The sequence below is a fragment of the Streptomyces buecherae genome (genome assembly GCF_014295035.1).
Lineage (GTDB): Bacteria > Actinomycetota > Actinomycetes > Streptomycetales > Streptomycetaceae > Streptomyces > Streptomyces youssoufiensis.
This window is the reverse complement of record NZ_CP060404.1, coordinates 6,140,603-6,163,353: the sequence shown is the minus strand read 5'-3', so window position 1 is coordinate 6,163,353 and position 22,751 is coordinate 6,140,603. Positions and strand designations below refer to the sequence as shown.

Annotated in this window: 15 protein-coding genes; 7 read left to right on the top strand and 8 right to left on the bottom strand. The window is 73.1% G+C overall.

The window, feature by feature from the left end:
• Positions 1–63 precede the first annotated feature (63 nt).
• Together H7H31_RS24360 and H7H31_RS24355 are read right to left on the bottom strand one after the other, a co-directional pair.
• A complete protein-coding gene (locus H7H31_RS24360) occupies positions 64–2,607 on the bottom strand; it encodes an ABC transporter permease (RefSeq protein WP_187064221.1) in 2,544 nt (847 codons plus the stop codon).
• Positions 2,604–3,563, bottom strand: a complete 960-nt coding sequence (locus tag H7H31_RS24355) for an ABC transporter ATP-binding protein (RefSeq protein ID WP_232110058.1) — start codon at positions 3,561–3,563, stop codon at positions 2,604–2,606. The genes H7H31_RS24360 and H7H31_RS24355 overlap by 4 nt, the downstream gene beginning before the upstream one ends.
• Before the next feature lie 379 nt (positions 3,564–3,942).
• Here H7H31_RS24355 and H7H31_RS24350 point away from each other — a divergent pair, with 379 nt between their 5' ends.
• On the top strand, positions 3,943–5,190 hold the full coding sequence (locus tag H7H31_RS24350) for a cation:proton antiporter (RefSeq protein ID WP_187064220.1): 1,248 nt from the start codon (positions 3,943–3,945) through the stop codon (positions 5,188–5,190).
• Positions 5,191–5,326: 136 nt separating this feature from the next.
• Here H7H31_RS24350 and H7H31_RS24345 read toward each other — a convergent pair whose 3' ends face one another.
• From H7H31_RS24345 to H7H31_RS24335, 3 genes are all read right to left on the bottom strand, one after another.
• The gene (locus tag H7H31_RS24345; RefSeq protein WP_187064219.1) at positions 5,327–6,466 is read right to left on the bottom strand and encodes a PP2C family protein-serine/threonine phosphatase; all 1,140 of its coding nucleotides are present in this window, start codon (positions 6,464–6,466) and stop codon (positions 5,327–5,329) included.
• Positions 6,467–6,820: 354 nt separating this feature from the next.
• Positions 6,821–7,666 carry an Fpg/Nei family DNA glycosylase gene (locus H7H31_RS24340; RefSeq protein WP_187064218.1) on the bottom strand — a complete coding sequence of 282 codons (846 nt, stop codon included), beginning with the start codon at positions 7,664–7,666 and terminating at the stop codon, positions 6,821–6,823.
• Positions 7,667–7,846: 180 nt separating this feature from the next.
• Complete coding sequence (locus H7H31_RS24335; RefSeq protein WP_176161612.1) at positions 7,847–8,332, bottom strand: ribose-5-phosphate isomerase; 486 nt, start codon at positions 8,330–8,332, stop codon at positions 7,847–7,849.
• Between the two features lie 157 nt (positions 8,333–8,489).
• On the opposite strand from H7H31_RS24335, the gene H7H31_RS24330 reads away from it, so the two are divergent.
• Entirely contained in the window at positions 8,490–9,989 is a 1,500-nt protein-coding gene (locus H7H31_RS24330; RefSeq protein ID WP_187064217.1) for an amino acid permease, read from the top strand.
• 121 nt (positions 9,990–10,110) lie between these two features.
• Here the strand turns inward: H7H31_RS24330 and H7H31_RS24325 are convergent, their stop codons facing one another.
• Positions 10,111–10,710 carry a biotin transporter BioY gene (locus tag H7H31_RS24325; RefSeq protein ID WP_187064216.1) on the bottom strand — a complete coding sequence of 200 codons (600 nt, stop codon included), beginning with the start codon at positions 10,708–10,710 and terminating at the stop codon, positions 10,111–10,113.
• Positions 10,711–11,043: 333 nt separating this feature from the next.
• Between H7H31_RS24325 and H7H31_RS24320 the strand changes: the two genes are divergently transcribed.
• The 5 genes from H7H31_RS24320 (at position 11,044) to H7H31_RS24300 (ending at position 19,410) form a co-directional block, all read left to right on the top strand.
• Positions 11,044–12,450: an amino acid permease gene (locus H7H31_RS24320; protein ID WP_187064215.1), complete on the top strand. Its 1,407-nt coding sequence runs from the start codon at positions 11,044–11,046 to the stop codon at positions 12,448–12,450.
• Between the two features lie 141 nt (positions 12,451–12,591).
• Positions 12,592–14,181, top strand: coding sequence for an amino acid permease (locus H7H31_RS24315; RefSeq protein ID WP_187064214.1), 1,590 nt, complete (start codon positions 12,592–12,594; stop codon positions 14,179–14,181).
• A gap of 256 nt (positions 14,182–14,437) precedes the next feature.
• Entirely contained in the window at positions 14,438–15,079 is a 642-nt protein-coding gene (locus tag H7H31_RS24310) for a superoxide dismutase (protein WP_187064213.1), read from the top strand.
• A 330-nt stretch (positions 15,080–15,409) separates the two neighbouring features.
• Positions 15,410–17,998, top strand: coding sequence for an aminopeptidase N (gene pepN, locus H7H31_RS24305; protein WP_187064212.1), 2,589 nt, complete (start codon positions 15,410–15,412; stop codon positions 17,996–17,998).
• Positions 17,999–18,393: 395 nt separating this feature from the next.
• Entirely contained in the window at positions 18,394–19,410 is a 1,017-nt protein-coding gene (locus H7H31_RS24300; protein WP_187064211.1) for a hypothetical protein, read from the top strand.
• On the opposite strand, the gene H7H31_RS24295 is transcribed toward H7H31_RS24300, so the two are convergent.
• Together H7H31_RS24295 and H7H31_RS24290 are read right to left on the bottom strand one after the other, a co-directional pair.
• A complete protein-coding gene (locus tag H7H31_RS24295) occupies positions 19,394–20,719 on the bottom strand; it encodes a serine hydrolase domain-containing protein (protein ID WP_187064210.1) in 1,326 nt (441 codons plus the stop codon). The two genes, H7H31_RS24300 and H7H31_RS24295, sit on opposite strands and share 17 nt — an antisense overlap.
• Positions 20,720–20,904: 185 nt before the next feature.
• A complete protein-coding gene (locus tag H7H31_RS24290; protein WP_187118084.1) occupies positions 20,905–22,680 on the bottom strand; it encodes a TIGR03767 family metallophosphoesterase in 1,776 nt (591 codons plus the stop codon).
• Positions 22,681–22,751: the final 71 nt, after the last annotated feature.

Below are 22,751 nucleotides of genomic sequence, written 5' to 3'. Positions count from 1 at the left end.
GGCGGCGGTTCGGGTACCCACTCTCGCCGGTCACACCTGTCGGTCGAGCGCCGGAGCCGGTCGTCACTGCTTCTCGCCCGCGCCGACCATGCTCGTCCGGCGCAGCGCGAGCCGGGCCGGGAGCGTGCTGGACAGCAGGCCGATGAGGAGCGCCGCGCCGGCGAACGCCGCGTACAGGCCCGGGGGGATGTACGGGCTGGTGCCGGTGATGCCGCGTGTCATCGGGTTCAGCGTGATCAGCGCGATGGCGGTGCCGATGGCGACGCCCGCGACGCCCACGAGCAGCGCCTCCCAGCGGATCATGCCGAGCACCTGGCGCCTCGTGGAGCCGATCAGGCGGAGCGTGCTCAGCTCGCGGCGGCGGTCGAGGACGGTCATGACCAGGGTGTTGGCGGCGGCCACGGCGGCGAATCCGCCGAGTACGGCGGCCATGGTCGTGTTGGCCCAGACGTTGATCTCGCGGTCCTTGTCCTGTGCCTCGGCGTACCCGTCGCGGTCGGTGACGGTGCCGAGCGGGGCCAGCGCGGCGGCGACCCGGTCCGGGTCGCCGCCCGGGGTCCGCTGGACGAAGACGTCGGTGTCGAAGGCGGCGGTCACGTGGGGGGCGAGCGCGGCGCGGGGCAGGGTGAGCTGGGCGACGCCGAGGCCGCGGCCGTAGACGGCGACGATTTTGGGCTTTGCCGTCGAGCCGTCGGGCAGCACGATCTGGAGCCGGTCGCCGACCTCGGCGTCGGCCGAGTCGGCGAGCAGCGCGTCCACGGCGACGGTGTCGGGGCGGCCGATGGCGGACTGGTCGCCGGCGCGTACGTCCAGGTCCTGGACGGTGCGCAGCGCGTCGCCGGTGCCGGAGACGCCCTGGGCCGCGGCGCTGGTGAGCATGCGGGTCTCGCCGGAGCCGGTCGGGACGAGCACGCCGGCGCGCAGCAGGCCGACGGCGGTCCGCACGCCCGGGGTGCGGGCGGCGCGGGCGGCGGTGTCGGCGGGCAGGCCGTCGGGGTCGGTGACGATGTGGTCGGCGACGATGCCCGCGCGGCGCTGGTCGTCGCGGGCGTGGTCCTCGCTGGTGTGCAGGAACACCAGGGTCGAGGAGAAGGCCATGGCCAGCACGATCGGGGTGATGGCGGAGGCCAGTCGGCGCGAGTTGGCCCGGGTGTTGGCGGCGGCCAGACCGGCGGGGGCCCCGCCGGCGCGCAGCGGCAGGCCGATCAGCCAGGCGCAGAGCCGGGCGATGATCGGGCCGAGCAGGCTGACGGAGAGCATGAAGAGCATCACCACGCCGAGCGCGAGGTTGGCCGCGTCGTCGCCGCTCTCCCCCGCCGCGACGCGGGCCAGCACGATGCCGCCGACCAGGGCGCCGACGCCGAGCACCGTACGGATGACGCCGGGCCTGAAACGTTCCACGGCGGCCTCGCTCAGGGCCTGGCCGGGCTTGGTCCTGGCTGGGCGGCGGGCGGCCAGCAGCCCGGCGAGCACCGCGGCGAGCACGCCCGCGCCGACCGCGCTGACCAGCGGGATCCAGGAGACGTGCAGGCGCACGGCCTCGGGGATGGCGCCCTTGTCCTGGAGTTGGTCGAACCACCAGTGGGCCAGGGCGATGCCCGGCAGGCAGCCGACGGCGCCGGCGATCGGCGCGATCAGCAGGGCCTCGGTGGCGATGGAGCGGCGGAGTTGGCGCGGGGTGGCGCCGATGGCGCGCAGCAGGGCGAACTCGCGGGAGCGCTGGCCGACGCAGAGGGCGACCGTGCCGGCCGCGGTGAAGACGGCGACCATGGTGGCGACGCCGCCGAAACTGCCGCCGAGTCCGGTCAGGAGTTCCTTGGCCTCGGCGACGCCGGGCTCCTCCACGCCGCCACGGCCGTCGCCGGTGTGCACCTTCGCCTTGCCCTCCACGGCGCGCCTGACCTGGTCGGCGAGGTCGCCGGTGGCGGTGCCGGGCGCGGCGAGCACGGCCACCGCGTCGATCTTGCCGGGGTGCCCGGAGAGTGCGACGGCCCGCTGGTCGGTGAACCAGGCGGTGGGTGCCCGGAGCGCTGCGCGGGCCGCGGGCTCGGCGATGCCGGAGACCTCGAAGCGGTGCGCGCCGTCGGCGGCGGTGAGGGTGACCTGGTCGCCGACGGTGGCGCGCTGGGCGCGGGCGGTGGCCTGGTCGAGCACGACCTGGTGCGCGGTGCGGGGCGCGGCGCCTTGGGCGAGCTTGTTGCCGGTGAAGGCGGTGGAGCCCCAGCCGTGGGCGGTGACGGCGCCCGTGCTGGTGCGCAGGGGGTAGCTGACGTCGGGGATGGCGGTGGCGACGCCGGGGGCAGCGGCGATCTCGCTGACGAGGGCGGCGTCGAGGCGGGCCGCGTCGGGCAGCAGCTCGCTGCCGTCGTCGCCGTCGTCGCCACCCCCGTCGGTGAGGCGCGCGTGCTGGTCGGCCGCGGCGACCACGGGCACGTCGGCGTAGCGCTGGGGCGGCGCGGAGGCGCGTACGCCGCTCTCCAGCAGGATGCCGCAGGCGGAGACGATGAACGCGGCCATCATCAGCGCCACGAAGGTGCCGGCGAACGCGGCGGGCTTGAAGCGGACGGCCGCGCGGGCCAGGCCGTTGGTCAGGGAGCGTCTGGTCATGCCGCCGCACCCGCCATCGGGTGGTGCGCGGCGGGGCGGGTGCGGGCGGTGAGGGCGGTCATGCGCGCGGCGACCTGGTCGGCGGTGGGACGGGCGAGCCGGTCGGTGATGGCGCCGTCGGCCAGGAACAGCACCCGGTCGGCGTAGCTGGCGGCGGTCGGGTCGTGGGTGACCATGACGACGGTGGCCGACAGGGTGTCCACGGCCTGCCGGAGCAGGGTGAGCACCTCGGCGGCGGTGCCGGTGTCCAGGGCGCCGGTGGGCTCGTCGGCGAAGACCACGTCGGGCTGGGTGACCAGGGCGCGGGCGATGGCCACGCGCTGCTGCTGGCCGCCGGAGAGCTGGCCCGGGCGGCGCCTCGCGTGCGCCTCCAGGCCGACCTGGGCGAGCACCCGGGCGGCGGCCTCGCGGTCCGGGCGGCGGCCCGCGAGTCGCATGGGGAGCAGCACGTTGTGCTCGACGGTCAGCGAGGGCAGCAGGTTGAACGCCTGGAAGACGAAGCCGAGGCGGCTGCGGCGCAGGGCTGTGAGCTTGTTCTCGTTCATCCCGGTGATCTCGGTGCCGCCGAGCCGCACGGAGCCGGCGGTGGGCCGGTCGAGTCCGGCGGCGCACTGCAGGAAGGTGGACTTGCCCGAGCCGGAGGGGCCCATGACGGCGGTGAAGCTGCCACGGGGCAGGGCGAGGTCGATGCCGCGCAGGGCGTGCACGGCGCCCGAGCCGCGCCCGTACTGCCGGCGCACGCCGCGCAGTTCGATGGCCCACTCGCCGCCCGGCGCGCCGGGCGGGTACGGCGGCGGCGCGTCGGCCGCGGTCGCGCCCCGGGGCCGCTCCGGCGCGGCGTACGGGCCGCCGGACCCGGGGCCGTACGGCTCGCCCGCGGGGTGGTCGGTGCCGGCCGGGCCGGGTGTGGCGTGCCCCTCGGTCCGCTTGGTGCGACGCCTGTTCCGCAGCCCCATCGCCTGTTCCGTCCTTCGCTGGTCGTGGCGCGGTGGAGCGCCGTCGGTGTGCTGGCGTGGGCGCCGTCGGTCTGCGCCTCACGTGGTCTTTCAGCACCTCGAACGTACGGAGTGAAGGCGCGTCGCGACCATGGCGGTTGCTGGCGGATGCATGGTGGGGAAAACCCGATGGCCGGTGCGGGTGCTGGGCTCCCGGATGGCTTCCGTCCACGGCGCACGCCTGCCGGGCGCGCGTTGTGGAGGGGAGCCTTCCGGGTCGGCCCGGGCGTCGGAAAGTCGTTTGGTAAACTAATTACATACGACTTCTTGACTCCCCCTTGACCTCACCGTCGGGCCAACCTCTGGAGGAGCCATCGGACACGCGGACACCCTCATCGCCATGGGCGGGGCGTTTCTCGCCGCCGCCGTGCTCGCCCGCCTGGGCGCGCGGATCGGGCTGCCCACCATTCCCCTGTTCATCCTGGCCGGCATCCTGCTCGGGCCGAACACGCCGGGCTTCGTCCTGGTCGACGACCCGCACGAGCTGGAGATGCTCTCCGCGCTCGGCCTCGTACTGCTGCTGTTCTACCTCGGCCTCGAGTTCCACATGGACGACCTCAAGACCGGCGGGCGCAAGATGGCGCTCGCGGGCGGCTCGTACCTCGCCCTCAACGTGGGCGCCGGCCTCGCCTTCGGCTTCCTGGTGGGCTGGGGCACGTCCGAGGCGCTGGTCCTGGCCGGGGTGCTGGGCATCTCCTCGTCGGCGATCGTCACCAAGGTGCTGGTGGACCTCGGGCGGCTCGGCAACCCGGAGACCAAACCCATCCTCGGCATCATCGTCGTCGAGGACATCTTCCTGGCCCTGTACCTGGCGGCCCTCCAGCCGGTGATCTCCGGCGCGGACAGCATGTCGGCCGCGGCGGGCGACGCCGGCAAGGCGTTCGGCTTCCTGCTGCTGCTCGCGGCGATCGCCCGCTGGGGCATCGGCGTCATCGACAAGCTGATCTCCACCCGCGACAACGAGTTGCTGGTGATCTCCTTCCTGGGCGCGGCCGTCTTCGTGGCGGGCGTCTCCGAGTGGTTCGGGGTCGCGGACGCGATCGGCGCGTTCATGGTCGGCCTCATGCTGGGCAGCACCACCTCCGGCAACCGCATCCGGAAGCTGGTGCACCCGCTGCGGGACGCGTTCGGCGCGATCTTCTTCTTCGCCTTCGGCCTGTCCATCGACCCCGGCGACCTGCCGACGGTGCTGGTCCCGGTGCTGATCGCGGTGACGCTGACGATCGTGATGAACGTGTTCGCCGGGCTTGTGGCCGCCCGCCTCTACGACTTCGGCGCCGGCCCCGCGGCCAACATCGCCACCGCGCTGCTGGCCCGTGGCGAGTTCGCGCTGATCCTGGCCACCATGGCGGCGGGCGCGGGGCTCGACGAGCGGCTGTCCCCGTTCATCGCCGGTTACGTCCTGATCCTCGCGGTGCTCAGCCCGCTGGCGGCCGGCAGCTCCCACTGGCTGGCCCGCTTCCTCCCGGGCGGCCGAGACACGGAGCAGCCCGGGCAGCCCAGGCAGGCCGCGCTCCAGGGCAACGGGGCCGGCGGCTCGGGCGGTGCCGGCGGTGTCGGCGGCGGCAAGGGCACCGACCCCGGCTGAACGGCGCCGGCCGAACCGGTAGGAGGGGCCGGGCGCGTACCGCACGCGCCCGGCCCCTCGTCGTTCAACAGCCCTCGTCGTTCACCAGCCCCTCGCCGCCCACCGGCGCCTCCTGGCTCGGCTACTCGTGGCTCGGCTACTCGCGGCAGATCAGCAGCAGCGCCCGGTCGTCGTTGACGTCCTTGGCCACCGACTCGATCAGGTGCCAGGCCGCGCCCTGGAAGCCGCTCGCCACGTAGCGGTCCGCCTCGCCGGTCAGCCGGTCGATGCCGTCGCCGATGTCCCGCTCGGAGGTCTCCACCAGGCCGTCGGTGAACAGCATGAGCACGTCGCCCGGGCGCAGGCTGCCCTTGATCGGGTCGAACGTCGCCCCGTCGTACACGCCGAGCAGCGGGCCCTCGGCCGCCATCTCGTCCCAGCGCCCGGAGCCCGCGTTCAGTTGCAGCGCGGGCGGATGGCCGGCCGAGTACAACTCGTAGTCCCCGCTGTCCAGGTCGAGCACCAGGTGGATGGAGGTGGCGAAGCCCTCGTCCCAGTCCTGCCGCAGCAGGTAGCCGTTGGCGGCGGGCAGGAAGCCGTGCGGCGGCAGCGAGCCGAGCAGCCCGCCGAACGCGCCGGACAGCAACAGCGCCCGCGACGCCGCGTCCATGCCCTTGCCGGAGACGTCGGTGAGCACCACTTCGAGGCTGCGCCCGCCGTTCGTGCGGGCCGCGACGACGAAGTCGCCCGAGAAGGACTGGCCGCCGGCCGGGCGCAGCGACATCTCGCGGTGCCAACCGCGCGGCAGCGTCGGCAGCTTGCTCTGCACCCGGATGCGTTCGCGCAGGTCGAAGAGCATGGTCCCGCCGCCGCGCCAGGGCACCCCGACCCGGCTGCGGAACTGGGCGATCACCAGCCCGAAGAAGCCCACCGCCGCGACGACCAGGATGGTGCCGGGGGTCATCCGGTCCTCGCCGCCGACGTATGGTTCAAGGACCGCGGCCTCGATGATCAGCGCGGTGGCCGAGGCCGCGTACAGCGCGAGCAGGCTGGCCGGGCGCAGCAGCAGTCCGCCGGCGACGATCGGCAGGACCAGCACGGAGGGGTCACACCAGTCGGGTTGGGCGATGGTGCTGGCCGCGATGGCCGGCACGGCCGCGAGCAGCACGGCCAGGGCCAGCCAGTCGGAGCCGTCGCCGCGGAAGTAGTCCACACCGGCCTTGCGCACGTTGGTGCGTGCCCGGTGGAGCGCCTTGCGCATCCGGGCCGTCGCGGACTCCACACCTCCGGTCTTCATCGCATCGGGACCTTATCCACCCTCCACCATGCTCCGCACGTTTCTCCGACTCCGACGCCGCATCCGACGCTTCGCATGGTCGCCCCCCGGCGCGGCCACCGAAGGCGCGCCTCGGGCCGCTGGCCGAGAAGGGAATCTTAAGCGAAATGCGATCGCCTGTGCGGGTACGTCGCGAAGATCACCGCCGGGCCCACGGGGTCGCGCGCCCGCGCGCGGGCGGTACGCGGGTCGAGTACCGCACCGACCCCGCCCGGTGCGCCGCGCCCCCGCGCGCGGGCGGCACGCGACGCGGGGAGTGCCGCGGCGCGTCGGGCCCGGCGGGCGCTACCGGGGCTGGCACCCGGGCACCGGAAGCTAGCGGGGCTGGCACCCCGGGCACCAGAAGAGGTTGCGGGCGGCGAGTTCGGCGGTGCGGATCTCGCCGCCACAGATGTGGCAGGACTGCCTGGCCCTGCGGTACACGTACACCTCTCCCCCGTGGTCGTCCACGCGCGGCGGACGCCCCATGGCCTCGGGGAGGTGTTCGGGCCGCACCGTGTCGATGCGGTTGTTCCGGACGCCTTCGCGCATGAGGGCGACCAAGTCGGCCCAGATGGCGTCCCATTGTGTCCGCGTCAGATCGCGGCCGGCGCGGTACGGGTCGATGCCGTGCCGGAAGAGCACCTCGGCCCGGTAGACGTTGCCCACCCCGGCGATGACCTTCTGGTCCATCAGCAGCGCGGCGACCGTGGACCGGCTGCGGGAGATCCGCCGCCAGGCGACCTCCCCGTCCCCGCTCGGGTCCGCCGCCACCGGCCGGTCGGCCGGCCCGCGCGCCCGCAGCGGGTCGGGCCCGAGGCGCTCGTGTATGGCCTGCTTCTCCTCGTCGGTGATCAGCGCGCAGGTGGTCGGCCCCCGCAGGTCCGCGTACGCGTCGGGGTTGGCCAGGCGCAGCCGCACGGTGTCGGTGGGCGGCGGCGCGGGGGCCGGGCCGAAGGTGAGCTTGCCGAAGAGGCCGAGGTGGATGTGGACCCAGCCGGCGGCGGCGAAGCCGAGGAAGAGGTGCTTGCCGTGCGCGTCGGCGGCGGTCAGCGGCTGGCCGTCGACGAGCGCGGCGCCGTCGGCGAACTTGCCCTGCGGGCTGCTCGCCCGCACCGGTCGGTCGGCGAAGCGCTCCCGGTAGTCCGCCGCGAGGCGGTGGATCGTATGCCCCTCAGGCACGGCTGGGTTCCTCCGGCTGCCGCGGGCCGTGGCGGCGCTTCGCCGTCCGGCCCGGGCCGCGCTTGGTCGGGGGCCGGGTGCGGGGCCCCACGGATCGGGTTGGGTGGGCGCGCCCCGCGGCCGGCCGGACGGGGCGGTGCGTCGCCGGGCCGGGCGCGGGGCGCTACGACCCGCCGCGCGTCAGGGCTGCGGGTGGTGGGCCGGGATGGCGGGCAGGGTGCCGGTCAGCTCGTACGACGAGAGCATGTCGATGCGGCGGGTGTGCCGCTCCTCGCCCGAGTACGGCGTGTCCAGGAAGGCCGCGACGAAGCTGGTGGCCTCGTCCAGGGTGTGCATCCGGGCGCCGACGCTGAGCACGTTGGCGTTGTTGTGCTCGCGGCCGAGGCGGGCGGTCTCCTCGCTCCAGGCCAGCGCGGCGCGCGCGCCCTTGACCTTGTTCGCGGCGATCTGCTCGCCGTTGCCGGAGCCGCCGATCACGATGCCGAGGCTGCCCTCGTCGGCGACGGTGCGCTCGGCGGCGCGCAGGCAGAACGGCGGGTAGTCGTCCTGGGCGTCGTAGATGTGCGGGCCGCAGTCGACGGGCTCGTGGCCGCTGGCGGTGAGCCACTCCACGAGGTGGTTCTTGAGTTCATAGCCGGCATGGTCGGAGCCGAGGTACACGCGCATGTGCTGAGTGTGGCACGAGCGGCGGCGGGTAGGCGCGGACGGGTCCTGAACACCGAATTTCCGCGCGCAACGATTTGGAATCGCTTCTTCCGCTCGGCTTCACCCTGAGTTTGAATGCCGGAGCCGCACAGCGCACCACCAAAGCTAAGGATCGTGCATGAGTACGCAGCCGCCCCCCGTCAGGGTCGACGGGGCCAAGGACGCACCCGGGACACCCGGCGACGCGTCCGGCGATGGCCTCAAGGCCGGCCTGAAGAACCGCCACCTGTCGATGATCGCCATTGGCGGCGTGATCGGCGCCGGCCTGTTCGTGGGCTCCGGGGCCGGCATCGCCAAGGCCGGCCCCGGCATCCTGATCTCCTACGCCATCGCCGGCCTGCTGGTCGTCCTCGTGATGCGGATGCTCGGCGAGATGGCGGCGGCCGATCCGACCTCGGGGTCGTTCTCGGCCTACGCGGACCGGGCGCTCGGGCGCTGGGCCGGGTTCACGATCGGCTGGCTGTACTGGTTCTTCTGGGTCGTGGTGCTCGCCGTGGAGGCGACCGCGGCGGCGGCGATCCTCACCGAGTGGGTGTCCCCGATCCCGCAGTGGGCGTGGGCGCTGCTCGTGATGGTCGTGCTGACCGCGACGAACCTGGCCTCGGTCGGCTCGTACGGCGAGTTCGAGTTCTGGTTCGCCGGGATCAAGGTCGTGGCGATCGCCGCGTTCATCGTCATCGCCGGGCTCGCGGTCTTCGGCGTGCTGCCGGACACCGAGGCGGTGGGCACCTCGCACCTGACCGGCGACGGCGGCTTCCTGCCCAACGGCCCCGGCACCATCCTCTCCGGCATGCTCCTGGTCGTCTTCTCCTTCATGGGCAGCGAGATCGTCACGCTGGCCGCGGGCGAGTCCGCGGAGCCGGCGAAGATGGTCAGCCGGGCGACCAACAGCGTGATCTGGCGGATCGGCATCTTCTACCTGGGCTCGATCCTGCTCGTGGTGATGCTGCTGCCGTGGAACTCGCAGGCCCTCCTCGACGACGGCCCCTACGTCGCCGCGCTGAACGAGATCGGCATCGCCCACGCCGGGACGATCATGGACGTGATCGTGGTGACGGCCGTGCTGTCCTGCCTGAACTCGGGCCTGTACACGGCCTCCCGGATGGCCTTCTCGCTCGGCCAGCGCGGCGACGCGCCCGCGTCGTTCGCACGGGTGAACAAGCGGGGCGTGCCGGCCGCCGCGATCTGGTCCTCGGTGGCCTTCGGCTTCGTCGCCGTGATCTTCAACTACACCTCGCCGGACACGGTCTTCGAGTTCCTGCTGAACTCCTCCGGCGCGGTGGCCCTGTTCGTGTGGTTGGTGATCTGCTTCTCGCAGCTGCGGATGCGCCCGATCATCGAGCGCGAGATGCCCGAGCGGCACACGGTGCGGATGTGGCTCTACCCGTACCTGACGTACGCGACGATCGCGCTGATCATCTTCATCCTCGGCTACATGCTCTACGACGACGAGGGCCGCGAGATGATGGTGCTCTCGCTCGTGGTGGGCGCGTTGGTGCTGGTCACCAGCCTGGTCCTGGACCGCAGGCGGGGGCGCGCCGCGCTCGCGGCGGCGGCCGGGCCGGCCGACGCGCCGGAGGCGGCCAAGGCTCCCGAGGTGCCCGAGCAGCGCGCCTGACCGGGCCGGGTCGCCCGGCGGCGGCCCCCTGACACGCCAGCGCCCCACCCGCCCGACTGGGCTGGTGGGGCGCTGGCGTGTGGTCCTGGCCCGGTCCCGGGGGGCGGGCCGGGCGCGGAGGTCAGGAGCGGCGGTCCAGGAGTCGCCAGGCGGCGGGGAGCAGGCCCATGGCCAGGGCCACCTTGAGCGCGTCGCCGAGCAGGAACGGGGTGAGGCCGGCGGCGACCGCGTCGGTCAGCGACATGTTCGTGGCCAGCGCCAGGTAGGGCACGCCGACGGCGTAGATGATCGCGGAGCCGACGGCCATGGTGCCCACCGTGCGGACCATGCCCCGGTCGCCGCCGCGCCGGGCCAGCGCGCCGACCGCGGTGGCCGCGAGCATCATGCCGATGACGTAGCCGAAGGAGGGAGCGGCGGCGCCCGACTCGCCCTCCGCGAACCACGGCATGCCGGCCATCCCGACCAGGGCGTACACCAGCAGCGACAGCAGGCCGCGGCCCGCGCCGAGGGACGCGCCGACGAGCAGCGCGGCGAAGGTCTGGCCGGTGACCGGCACCGGCGAGCCCGGCACGGGGACGGCTATCTGCGCGGCGACGCCGGTCAGCGCGGCGCCGCCGACGACCAGGGCGGCGTCCCGGACGCGGGCGCGGCCGTCGGACGAGGCGTGCAGCAGGTCGGCCAGGACCGAGCCGGGCCGGGCGGCGGTGGAAACAGTGCTCAACGTTTCTCCCCGAAGAAGAGTGCCGGACACAGGTGAAGCCTGTAGTGACAGCGAGAACAGTAGGAACGATAAGAACGGTAAGAACGGCAAAGACACTGCGACGTTAACGCAGCCCCTACCGCCCGCCCACCGTGTACCCGGTACAAAGCCGCGGGCCGACTCCTGGCGGATACGACACTCGGCCCGCGGCCCGGCGGCACGCTGCGCGTTCGCCGTTTCGGCTGGTCGCGTGATGCTCGTCACGAAGCGGCGGGCGGCGGATGGATCGTTTTGCGGTTCCTCGCATGCGACGGCGAGACTGTGGGCTCCCACCAATACGAGAGTACGAGCGCGATGCACGACACACCCACGTCCGGCGCGGCCGGTACGGAAGAACCGCTGGCCGGTGGGCTCAAGCAGCGCCACATGACGATGCTCGGGCTCGGCGGGGTGATCGGCGCGGGCCTGTTCGTCGGCTCGGGCGCGGGCATCGCGGTGGCGGGCCCTGGCATCGTGCTCTCCTATCTGCTCGCCGGCGCGCTCGCCATGCTGGTGATGCGGATGCTGGGCGAGATGTCGGCGGCGATGCCCGCCTCGGGCGCCTTCTCGGTGCACGCCGAGCGCGCCCTCGGCCGCTGGGCCGGCTTCTCGGTGGGGTGGCTGTACTGGTTCCTGCTGGTCGTCGTGTTGGCGGTGGAGGCGACGGGTGCGGCGGGCATCGCGCACGGCTGGGTGCCGGAGGTGCCGCAGTGGGCGTGGGTGCTGCTGTTCATGGTGGTCTTCACGGCCGCCAACCTGGCGGCGGTGCGCAACTTCGGGGAGTTCGAGTTCTGGTTCGCCGCCCTCAAGGTGGGCGCGATCGTGCTGTTCCTGGCGCTCGGGCTGCTGGCGATCCTCGGGGTGCTGCCGGACACCGACGCGGTGGGCCTGACCAACCTGACCGGGCAGGGCGGGTTCCTGCCCGAGGGGTGGGGCGGCGTGGTCTCCGGCGTGCTCGCGGTGGTCTTCGCCTTCGGCGGCCTCGAGGTGGTGACGATCGCGGCGGCCGAGTCGGACGATCCGGCGCGCGCGGTGGGCCGGGCGGTGCGCAGCGCGGTGTGGCGCATCGTCTTCTTCTACATCGGCTCGATGCTGGTCATCGTGACCGTGCTGCCGTGGACGGACATGGCCCCCGGCAAGAGCCCGTACGTGGCGGTGCTCGACCACGTCGGCGTGCCGGCGGCCGGGCAGGTCATGAACGTCGTGGTGTTCGTGGCGCTGCTGTCGGCGCTCAACGCCAACCTCTACGGCTCCTCGCGGATGATCTTCTCCCTCGCGGAGCGCGGCGAGGCGCCGCGGGCGCTGCTGCGGGTGGGGTCCGGCGGCGTGCCGCGGCGGGCGGTGTTCGCGTCGGTGGCCTTCGGCTTCGTCTCGGTGCTGCTCAACCTGAAGTGGCCGGATTCCATCTTTCAGTACCTGCTGAACGCCGTCGGCGCGGTGCTGCTCTTCGTCTGGGCGCTGATCGCCGCGTCGCAGCTTCGGCTGCGCTCGCGGATGGACCCGGCCACGGTGGCCGCGCTGCCGCTGCGCATGTGGGCCTTCCCGTGGCTGACGTGGGCGGCTCTGGTCGCGATGGCCGGCGTCCTGGTGCTCATGCTGACCGACGACGGCGCCCGCCCGCAGTTGCTGTGGTCGGCCGGCGCGACCGCCGCCGTGCTGGCCGTCGCGGGTGTACGAGAAGTGGTCAAGCGGCGCGAAGCGGCCGAAGTGCCGCCAACCTGACGATCGGTCGGGCACGCAACGTAACGATGCCGTCTGCATATCGGACAGGGCTGTCCGAACTGTTGTCCTGAGCGGACACCGGCCCCACACTGGCAGCTTCATGCGCACGTCAGGGCTCTCACGGACTGGACCTTTATCACCATGAAGCGGACCCCCGCGTTCCCCGCATCGGAGCGCGAGCCAACCAAAGAGGTAACGGACGGCAACGAAGCCGCCGCGACCGACAGTGTCAATCTTGGCCACGGTCTCAAGCAGCGACATCTGTCGATGATCGCGCTGGGTGGCGTCATCGGTGCGGGCCTGTTCGTGGGCTCCGGTGCCGGCATCCGCGCGGCGGGGCCGGCCATCGTCCTGGCGTACGCCGCCTCGGGCCTGCTGGTGATGCTGGTCATGCGGATGCTGGGCGAGATGGCCGCGGCCAATCCGGCGTCCGGCTCGTTCTCGGTGCACGCCGAGCGCTCGCTCGGCCCCTGGGCCGGGTTCACCGCCGGCTGGATGTTCTGGATGCTGCTGTGCGTGGCGGTGGCCGCGGAGGCCATCGGCGCCGCCGACATCATGGTGGGCTGGTTCCCGGACACCGAGTCCTGGATGTGGGTCGCCCTGTTCATGGTGGTGTTCACCGGCACCAACCTGGCGGCGGTGAGCAACTTCGGCGAGTTCGAGTTCTGGTTCGCCGCCCTCAAGGTCGCCGCGATCGCCGCCTTCCTGATCCTCGGCGTCCTGGCCATCATGGGCGCGCTGCCCGGCACCGACGCGCCGGGCACCGACAACCTCACCGGCGACGGCGGCTTCCTGCCCAACGGCGTGGACGGCCTGGTCGTCGGCCTGCTGGCCTCGGTGTTCGCCTTCGGTGGCCTGGAGACGGTCACCATCGCCGCCGCCGAGTCCGAGCACCCCCGCAAGGGCGTCGCCAAGGCCGTGCGCACTGCGATGTGGCGGATCGGCCTCTTCTACGTCGGCTCGATGCTGGTCATCGTCACGCTCATCCCGTGGGACGACATGGCGGTGGTCAACGACGGCCCGTACGTGGCGGTGCTGAACCACATCGACATCCCGGCGGCCGGCGACACGATGAACGTCATCGTGCTGATCGCGCTGCTCTCGGCGATGAACGCCAACATCTACGGCGCCTCGCGCATGGCGTTCTCGCTGGTCGCGCGCGACCAGGGGCCGCGCTTCCTGAAGACGGTCAGCAACCGGGTGCCGCGCCGCGCGGTGGTCGCCTCGGCCGCGTTCGGCTTCCTGGCGGTGCTGTTCAACTACTGGTGGCCCGAGACGATCTTCAAGTGGCTGCTGAACATGGTCGGCGCGGCCGTGCTCGTGGTGTGGGGCTTCATCGCCGCGGCCCAACTGCGCATGCGGCGCCAGTTGGAGCGCGAGGCGCCGGACAAGCTCATCGTGCGCATGTGGCTCTTCCCGTACCTGACCTGGGTGGCGCTGATCGGCACGGTCGGCGTGCTGCTGCTGATGCTCCGCGAGGACGACACCCGGACGCAGCTCTTCTTCACCGCCGGGCTCGCGGTGGTCTTCGCCATCATCGGCTACGTCCGGCAGCGCGCGGCCGGCCAGGCCGGGGGCGTGAACGCCGCCGCCGTGGTGGCCGCCGCCAAGGCCGACCACAACGACCCCGTCGGCACCACCGGCAGCTCCGGCAGCTCCGGCAGCTCCGGCGGCTCCGGCGGCTCCGGCGACGGCACCACCGAGGCGCCCAAGGACGCGCCGAACAGCTAGCGCGGCACTCTTTCGACTGATCCATCCCGGCGCCGTCCGGGCCCGCTCGAAGCGGGCCCGGACGGCGCCGGCGCGTTGTGCGCGGCCCCGCCTGACGAGGTGGTGGCGTACGCCGGAGGCGGGACGGCCCCTCAGACCGGGGGACCACCCCGCCTCCGTCTTTTGGACCAGGTCAACGCCGGTCCGTGGCGTGAAATGGTCTTGCTGGTAGCGTGCACCTGCAAGTTAATTGCAATAAGCAGTCGGAGGGCTCGGCATGGCCATCTACACACTTCCTGAACTTCCGTACGACTACGCGGCGCTGGCACCGGTGATCAGCCCCGAGATCATCGAGCTGCACCACGACAAGCACCACGCCGCCTACGTCAAGGGCGCCAACGACACCGTGGAGCAGCTCGCGGAGGCGCGGGACAAGGACCAGTGGGGCGCGATCAACGGCCTGGAGAAGAACCTGGCCTTCCACTTGTCCGGGCACATCCTGCACAGCATCTACTGGCACAACATGACCGGTGAGGGCGGCGGCGAGCCGCTGGACAAGGACGGCGTGGGCGACCTGGCCGACGCCATCACCGAGTCCTTCGGCTCCTTCGCGAAGTTCAAGGCCCACCTGACCAAGGCGGCGGCCACCACCCAGGGTTCGGGCTGGGGCGTGCTGGCGTACGAGCCGGTCAGCGGCCGGCTCGTGGTCGAGCAGGTCTACGACCACCAGGGCAACGTCGGCCAGGGCTCGGTGCCCATCCTGGTCTTCGACGCCTGGGAGCACGCCTTCTACCTGCAGTACAAGAACCAGAAGGTGGACTTCATCGAGGCGATGTGGCAGGTCGTCAACTGGCAGGACGTGGCCAAGCGCTACCGCTCCGCCACCGAGCGGGCCGGCAACCTGCTGCTCGCCCCCTGAGCCGCGGCCGAGGCGGAAGCGCGGGCGGCACGCCGCCGGCTGACGCGCACCGGCCGCCCCCGACCTCCTGCTGACGTGATCGTCTTCTCACCCTTCACGTAGGCGGGCGGAAAAAGGCAGGGCCCCCACGCGATCGACGCGCGTGGGGGCCCTGTCGTGCCCGACCCTCCCACACGTCCCACGGGTCCCGCCGCACCCGTCCACGGCACCGCCGCGGCGCGCCCCCCGGGCGTCACCAGCTTCCATTCCCTCCCTTTATCACCTCTGTGCATCACGCATGAAATGATTCCTGCTGACCTACACATGAGACGAAGACGAGGGAGTCCCGTCGTGCCCGGTGAGAACCTGACCCGTGAAGAGGCCCGTATCCGGGCCGACCTGCTCACCGTGGACGCGTACGACATCGCGCTCGACGTGCGCAGCGCTGTCGGAGCCCACGAGGGCGACGGGCCGCGCACCTTCCGCTCGGTCACCACCATCCGGTTCCGCTGCGCCACCGAGGGCGCCGACTCCTTCGCGGACCTGCTCGCTCCCTCGATCACCTCCCTCACCCTGAACGGGCGCGCGCTGGACGTGGCCGAGGTCTACGACGGCTCCCGGATCGCGCTGACCGGCCTGGCAGCCGAGAACACGCTGACCGTGGACGCGCGCTGCGCGTACAGCAAGACCGGGCAGGGCCTGCACCGCTTCGTGGACCCCGAGGACGGCGAGGTCTACCTCTACACGCACTTCGAGCCGGCCGACTCGCGCCGGGTCTTCGCCAACTTCGAGCAGCCGGACCTGAAGGCCCCCTTCACCTTCGCGGTGACCGCGCCCGAGGGATGGACGGTGCTCAGCAACGGCGACCGGGACGGCGAGAGCACGCCGGCCGAAGGCGGCGGCACGCACACCCGCTTCGTACCGACCAAGCCGATCTCCACGTACATCACCGCCGTCGTCGCCGGCCCGTACCACTACGAGCGCGATCACTACAGCCGCGCCCTGCCCGACGGCAGCACGCTGGAGATCCCGCTGGGCGCGCTCTGCCGCAAGGGCCTGGCCAGGCACTTCGACGCGGACGACATCTTCACCGTCACCAAGCAGGGGCTCGACTTCTTCCACGAGCGGTTCGACTTCCCGTACCCGTTCGGCAAGTACGACCAGGCGTTCGTGCCCGAGTACAACATCGGCGCGATGGAGAACCCGGGCTGCGTCACCTTCCGCGAGGAGTACATCTTCCGCGGCAAGGTCACCCAGGCGTCGTACGAGGCCCGCAGCAACACCCTGCTGCACGAGATGGCCCACATGTGGTTCGGCGACCTGGTCACCATGGAGTGGTGGGACGACCTGTGGCTCAAGGAGTCCTTCGCCGACTTCATGGGCGCCTACGCGCTGGTCGGCGCCACCCGCTTCACCGACGGCTGGATCACCTTCGCCAACCGCCGCAAGAGCTGGGCCTACCGGGCCGACCAGCTCTCCTCCACGCACCCGGTCACCGCCGACATCCGGGACCTGGAGGACGCCAAGCTCAACTTCGACGGCATCACGTACGCCAAGGGCGCCTCGGTGCTCAAGCAACTGGTCGCCTACGTCGGCGAGGAGGCGTTCCTCGAGGGCGCCCGCCGCTACTTCAAGCGCCACGCCTACGGCAACACCACCCTGGGCGACCTGCTCTCGGTGCTGCACGAGACCTCGGGCCGGGACATGGCCGCCTGGTCCGCGGCCTGGCTCCAGACCACCGGCGTCAACGCGCTCACCCCGCAGGCCACCTACGACGCCCACGGCACGATCACCGAGCTGGCCGTGGGCCAGGAGGCCGCCGACGCGCACCCGACGCTGCGCCCGCACCGCGTGGCCGTCGGCCTCTACCGGCGCGCGGACGGCGCCCTGACCCGGTACGCGCGGGCCGAGGTGGACGTGGCGGGCCCGCGCACCGTCGTCGGCGAGCTGGCCGGCCTGGAGCGGCCCGACCTGATCCTGGTCAACGACGAGGACCTGACGTACTGCAAGATTCGCTTCGACGAGGGGTCGCTCGCCACCCTGCGCGGGCACCTCGGCGAGCTGACCGACCCCATGGCGCGCGCCCTGTGCTGGTCCGCGCTGTGGAACCTGACCCGGGACGCGCTCATGCCGGCCCGCGACTTCCTCGCCCTGGTCGAGGCGTTCGCCGGCACCGAGACCGACATCGGCGTGTTGCAGATGGTGCAGTCGTGGGCCGGCTCGGCGCTGGCCCACTACACGGCGCCCGCCTCGCGCGAGTCCGCCGGGCAGGCGCTGGCCCAGGGCGCACTGCGCGAGCTGCGGCAGGCGGAGCCGGGCAGCGGCCACCAACTGGCCTGGGCCCGCTTCTTCGCCGGCGCCGCCTCCGCCGAGGCCGACCTCCAACTTCTGGACGGCCTGCTCGCCGGCAACGCGAAGATCGACGGCCTGGACGTGGACCAGGAGCTGCGCTGGACGTTCCTGGCCCAGCTCGCCGCGCACGGCGCCGCCGACGCGGAGCGCATCGACGCCGAGCTGGCCCGCGACGACACCGCGTCCGGCAAGCGGCACCAGGTGCGCTGCCTGACCGCGCGCCCGTCGGCCGAGGTCAAGGCCGCGGCATGGACGTCGGTCGTGGAGCGCGACGAGCTGTCCAACGCGCTGGTGGAGGCCACCATCGCGGGCTTCGGGCAGTCGCACCAGCGCGCGCTGCTCGCCCCGTTCGCGCCCCGGTACCTGGCGGCCCTGGAGCGGGTGTGGCAGGAGCGGTCCATCGAGATCGGCATGTCCATCGTGACGGGCCTGTTCCCGATCCAGCAGGGCGATCAGGCCACGCTGGACGCCGTCGAGGGCTGGCTGACCGAGCACCCGGACGCCGCCCCGGCCCTGCGCCGGCTGGTCGCCGAGGGCCGCGACGACCTGGCGCGCGCGGTGCGCGCCCAGTCCTGCGACGCCGCCTGAGCGCGGCACGGGTGGCGCGGGTGGCGCGGGTAGCGCAAGTGCCGTAGCCGCGCGCGGCGTGCCGCCGCTGGTCGGTCGGGGCCGGCCGGGGATCCTTCCCCGGCCGGCCCCGTGGCGTGTGGTGGGTGGTCGCCGTGGCGGGTCGTCGCCGTGGCGGAGGGTCGCTATGGCGGGTGACGGGCGGCGGGCGCGGCCTGTGGCCTGTGGCCTGTGGCGGCTGGCGGGCCGGCGTCGCGCGGCGCGGCGGACGAGGTTCGTACGGCGTCCCCCGCCGCGCCCGCCCGAATATGTCAGCGATGCTCGAACTTTTGCGCTTTGGTGCAGTGTTGTACCAATTCTCCGTCAGTTCTGTCACGGCGCTGACCCGCCGCCGTGGGCGCGGGAACCTGCGGGGCATGACTGCTGACTTCACCGCCCCGCGCGACTCCGCCGCGCCTCGCCCCCTCGGCCACCTGTCCGCCACCCAGCGCCGCGTCCTGACGGAGCGCCAGTTGCGGGAGCACGGGGTGCCGGCGGCCCTGGTCGCCGAGCGCGGCCGGGCCGGCGGCCCCTGGCAACAACTCCTGCCGGGCGTCTACCTGTTGCATCCGGGCCGACCCAGCGGCGAGGAGCGGGCGGAGGCCGCGCTGCTGTACGCGGCGCCACCGGGCGCGGGGCCGGGGCCGCGCCCGCCGGCCGTGGTGACCGGGGCGGCGGCGCTCGCGCTGCACGGGTTCACCACGCTGCCGCCGCTGGCCGGCCTCGACCGCATCGACGTCCTGGTGGACCACGCGTGGCGACCGCGCTCGACGGCCTTCGTCCACCTGCTGCGCACGGCCGCGCTCCCCCGCCCGCAACACGTCGCCGGCCTGCCGGTGGCCCCGGTGCCGCGCGCGCTCGCGGACCTCGTCGGCAGCCTGCGCAGCGCCGACGAGGTCCGCGCGGTGCTGGTGGAGGCGGTGCGCGGCAAACACTGCGAGGCGGGCGCCCTGGTACGGGAGTTGGCCTTGGCCCGCCTGCTGGACCAGCCGCAGGTGGCGGGCGCGATCGAGGGCCTGATGGCCGAGGGCCGCGCGGTCGCCGAGGGGCTGCTCTACCGGATGGTGCGCGAGTACCGCCTGCCGGAGCCGCTGTGGAACGTGGGGCTGTGCCTGCCCGGTGGCGCGTACCTGGCCGGCGTCGACGCCTACTGGCCGCGGCAGGCCGTGGCCGTCGAGCTGGTGGCGCGCGAGCCGCAGGCGGACGGGCGCGCGCCCTGGCCGCGCGACGCGTGCCGCCGCGAGCACCTGGCGGGCCTTGGCATCACGGCCATCCAGGTCACCGCGCGGCGGTTGCGGGGCGGCCTGGAGCGGCAGGCCGCGATCGTGCGGACCGCGCTGATGGCGTCCGTCGACCGCGAGCCCGCCGCCTCCGTCGTCATCCTGCCGCGTTGACCCGCGGTGCCAGGCTGCCGTGCCGGCCCCGCTCGACGGTGCGTACCGGGTGCTCGCTCCCCCTCGGGGTGGCCCCGCGCGCGGCGTCGGCGCGGGTGGCGCCTTCGGTAGCGGCGTCGGTGGCGGCGGCGTCGGTGGTGGCGCAGAACTCCGCGTCGACCACGGCCATGCCCTGGCCCGTCCAGTCGGCGTTGAGGTTCAGCGCGATCTGGTGGCGGGCGTCCTCGCTGGAGAAGGCGTACGAGGACGAGCCGGGGATGCCGCCGTCGTGGCCCCAGACCGTGGTGTCGCAGGACAGGCGCAGCTCGGCCACGCCGAGCCCGTACCGCAGCGGCACGTCGTCACCGACCGGCACCGTGGTCTTCATCTCGGCCAGCGCGGCGCGGGGCAGCAGCCTGCCCTGGAGGAGGGCGGCGTAGAAGCGGTTGAGGTCGGCGGAGGTGGAGATGGCCTCGCCGGCCGCCCAGCCCCAGGAGGGGTTGAGCAGGGTGGTGTCGTGGATCTTGCCCCGCGGGTCGTCGGGGAACTTGCTGTACCCGCGCCCGTGCGGCCCCGGGATGCCCGCCCTGGTGCCGGGCAGGGTGGTGGAGCGCAACCCCAGCGGCTTGATGATGCGCTGCCTGACCTGCGTGGCGTACGGGGTGCCGGTCACCTTCTCGATGATCAGGCCGGCCAGCATGTAGTTGGTGTTGGAGTAGTTCCAGCCGGCCCCGGGCTCGAAGTCGGGCTGGTGGCGCATGGCGATGGCGATGGCCTCGCGCGGCGTCAGCGTGTCGTAGCGGTGCTTGAGGAAGCCCACGCCCAGGTAGGTCTCGCCGAAGTCCGGGTCGGCGGTGTAGTTGAAGATCCCGCTGGTGTGGTTGAGGAGTTGGCGGACCGTGATCGCGCGGCCGTCGTGGCCGTTGCCGCGCACGACACCCGGCAGGTAGGTGTCGACCGACGCGTCCAGGTCGACCTTGCCCTCGGCCTGCAACTGGAGGAGCACGGTGGCCGTGAACGTCTTGGTGATGCTGGCGATCCGGTACCGGTCGTGCTCGCCGCGCGGCTTGCCCGTCCGCAGGTTCGCCACGCCCGCGTCGCCGTTCCACACCCCGCGCCCGTCGCGCGCCTGCGCCAGCGCCCCGGGCACGCCGGCCTCGTCGACCTGGGCCTCAAGCGCGGCCCGCGTCGCCGCGTGCCCGGTGTCCCGCGCCGCGTCGCCTCGGCTGCCGTCGGTCGCGCCCGCGACGGGCGCCGTCAGCACGGCGGCCCCCAGCGCGGCGACCGCGGTCGCTCCCACCACGACGGTCCGTATCGCTCGTGCCCGCATCCGCGATCACCCTCTTCTCCGCGCGTCACCGCGCGTCGCCCGACTCGTGTTCTCGCTGTCGTGAGGACATGACGTCGGGCGAGCTGGGCGGGTTGATCAACTGGTCGGCGCCGTGCGCCGGATCACACGGCCCGCGCGCCCCGCCGGGGCGCCACCGGCTCGCCCGCCCCGGCGCGGTGCTCCACCTACCGCTTGCGCAGCAGCAGTTCGGTGTTGCGGTCGTGCGGGTCGCCGGCGAGCGCGGTGCTGCGGCCCGGGGCGTTGAAGGACAGCTCGCGGTAGAGGGCGGCCAGGCCGGTCTGGGAGAGGTCGGTGTGGTCCGCGCGGTACGGGGCGGCGGACTCGATGAGGGTGGTGAACAGCGACAGGGTGCCGTCCCGGTTGTCCACCAGTTCGATGACGCGGGCCAGTTGGGGGAAGTCGACGTGGGACGCGGTGGTGATCTCCCAGAACGTCTTGCGCGGGGTGATCTCGTTCTTGTGGCTGTGCCCGTTGATCCAGGCGACCACCTGCGGGTGGCGCTGGAAGAGGGCCACCAGCTCCGCGCCGCTGTGCCGGGCCTCCTTCGGCCGGGCCGGGTCGCGGTTCATGTTCTTCATGCTGCGGCTGTAGTGGTGGCTGAAGACGATGACGTGCTCGTCGCGGTGCGCCTTCAGGGTCCGCTCCAGCCAGCGCAGTTGGGCGGTGCCGACGGAGCCGGTGTAGTGGCCGCCCGGGTCGGTGGAGTCCAGGCTGACTCCGATGACGCCGGCGGAGATGCGGAACGTGTAGTAGAGGGTGCCCGCCTCCAGGTTGGCGCGGGTGTAGCCGTGGCCGACCGGGCCGGCGCCGGCGTGCCGCGGGTCGAGGTGGGCGGCCAGGTACTCGCGGGGCGTGAAGGGCGCGCGCCGCTCGTCGGGGGTGACGGTGCGCAACCCCTTCGCGTGCGTGCGCAGCAGTTCCCGCATCCGCTTGCCGGTGGGGTCGGCGCCCGCCTTCTCGGCCTCGGCGAGCTTCTTCGCGTCGGCGGCGGGGATGAGTTGGATCTTGCGTCGCCCGGTGGCGAAGTCGGCGAGGAAGCTGCCACCGAAGGCGTAGGAGCCGCCGTTGAGGTCGTCGTGGTTGCCGATGGTGGAGTACCACGGCATGCGCAGCCCGGGGCTGTTGACGTCGCGCAGCGCGGCCCGCAGGAAGCCGTCGACGCGGGGGAAGCCGAGCTTCTTGTCGGCGTCGCGCAGCGCGCTGTCCGGGTGCCAGAACTCGCGCAGTCCGCTGTCCTGGACGCCCTCGTAGCGGCGCGGGTCACCGGTGTTGGGGGTGATCCGGCCGCCGCTCATGGCGGTCAGGAACCAGTCCAGCTCGACCTTCGCGTTGTTGTCGGTGTTGTCGCCGGTGGTCATCGCGAAGGACAGCGGGGCGCCGGTCACCGGGCCGTGCCGCAGCGCGTTGACCCGCTCGACGAGCGAGACGGCGCCGACGACGGTCAGCGCCTCGTGCGGGCGCCAGGCGTTGACCCGGCCCGCGCGCAGGAACTCGTACCGCAGCGGGTGCTGCACGTCGGTCAGGTGCAGGTCGGTGAGTTGGACGAAGGAGGCGAGCGTGGTGCGCCGGTCGGCGCGCCCGGCCTTGGCGGCGGCCAACTCGCCGCGCACCGTGCGGGCCCAGCCGGGTCCGTCGCCCAGCCGCCGGTAGGCGCCGGTGCCGCGCGGGGTGGCGACGCTGTGCAGCGTGGTGCCCGCGGCCGAGGGTCGCGTCGGGGCGGCGGGCGCGGGGGCGGCGCGGTGCTCGACGCCCGGGGCGGGCGGCGCCGGGGACGGGGAGGCGGTGGCGGACCCGGAGTGCGGCCCGAAGGCGAGGCCGAGCCCGACGGCGGCGCCGGTGCCCCCGGCCGCGGTCAGCAGGGTGCGGCGGTTGACCGCGGCGACCGCCGAGGTGGCGGCGCCGGCGGCGGAGCGGATACGGGACCGGGCGATACGGGACATGCGCGCTCTCCCCGATTCGATGCGCGGAAGCGGTGCGGACCTGCGGTGCGGTTCGTGCGGTGCGGACGTAC

Excerpts from the sequence above, each read along its gene's own strand:
- H7H31_RS24360 (WP_187064221.1), bottom strand. The coding sequence starts at position 2,607 with ATGACCAGACGCTCCCTGACCAACGGCCTGGCCCGCGCGGCCGTCCGC.
- H7H31_RS24355 (WP_232110058.1), bottom strand. The coding sequence starts at position 3,563 with ATGGGGCTGCGGAACAGGCGTCGCACCAAGCGGACCGAGGGGCACGCC.
- H7H31_RS24350 (WP_187064220.1), top strand. The coding sequence starts at position 3,943 with ATGGGCGGGGCGTTTCTCGCCGCCGCCGTGCTCGCCCGCCTGGGCGCG.
- H7H31_RS24345 (WP_187064219.1), bottom strand. The coding sequence starts at position 6,466 with ATGAAGACCGGAGGTGTGGAGTCCGCGACGGCCCGGATGCGCAAGGCG.
- H7H31_RS24335 (WP_176161612.1), bottom strand. The coding sequence starts at position 8,332 with ATGCGCGTGTACCTCGGCTCCGACCATGCCGGCTATGAACTCAAGAAC.
- H7H31_RS24330 (WP_187064217.1), top strand. The coding sequence starts at position 8,490 with ATGAGTACGCAGCCGCCCCCCGTCAGGGTCGACGGGGCCAAGGACGCA.
- H7H31_RS24320 (WP_187064215.1), top strand. The coding sequence starts at position 11,044 with ATGCACGACACACCCACGTCCGGCGCGGCCGGTACGGAAGAACCGCTG.
- H7H31_RS24315 (WP_187064214.1), top strand. The coding sequence starts at position 12,592 with ATGAAGCGGACCCCCGCGTTCCCCGCATCGGAGCGCGAGCCAACCAAA.
- H7H31_RS24310 (WP_187064213.1), top strand. The coding sequence starts at position 14,438 with ATGGCCATCTACACACTTCCTGAACTTCCGTACGACTACGCGGCGCTG.
- H7H31_RS24300 (WP_187064211.1), top strand. The coding sequence starts at position 18,394 with ATGACTGCTGACTTCACCGCCCCGCGCGACTCCGCCGCGCCTCGCCCC.
- H7H31_RS24295 (WP_187064210.1), bottom strand. The coding sequence starts at position 20,719 with ATGCGGGCACGAGCGATACGGACCGTCGTGGTGGGAGCGACCGCGGTC.
- H7H31_RS24290 (WP_187118084.1), bottom strand. The coding sequence starts at position 22,680 with ATGTCCCGTATCGCCCGGTCCCGTATCCGCTCCGCCGCCGGCGCCGCC.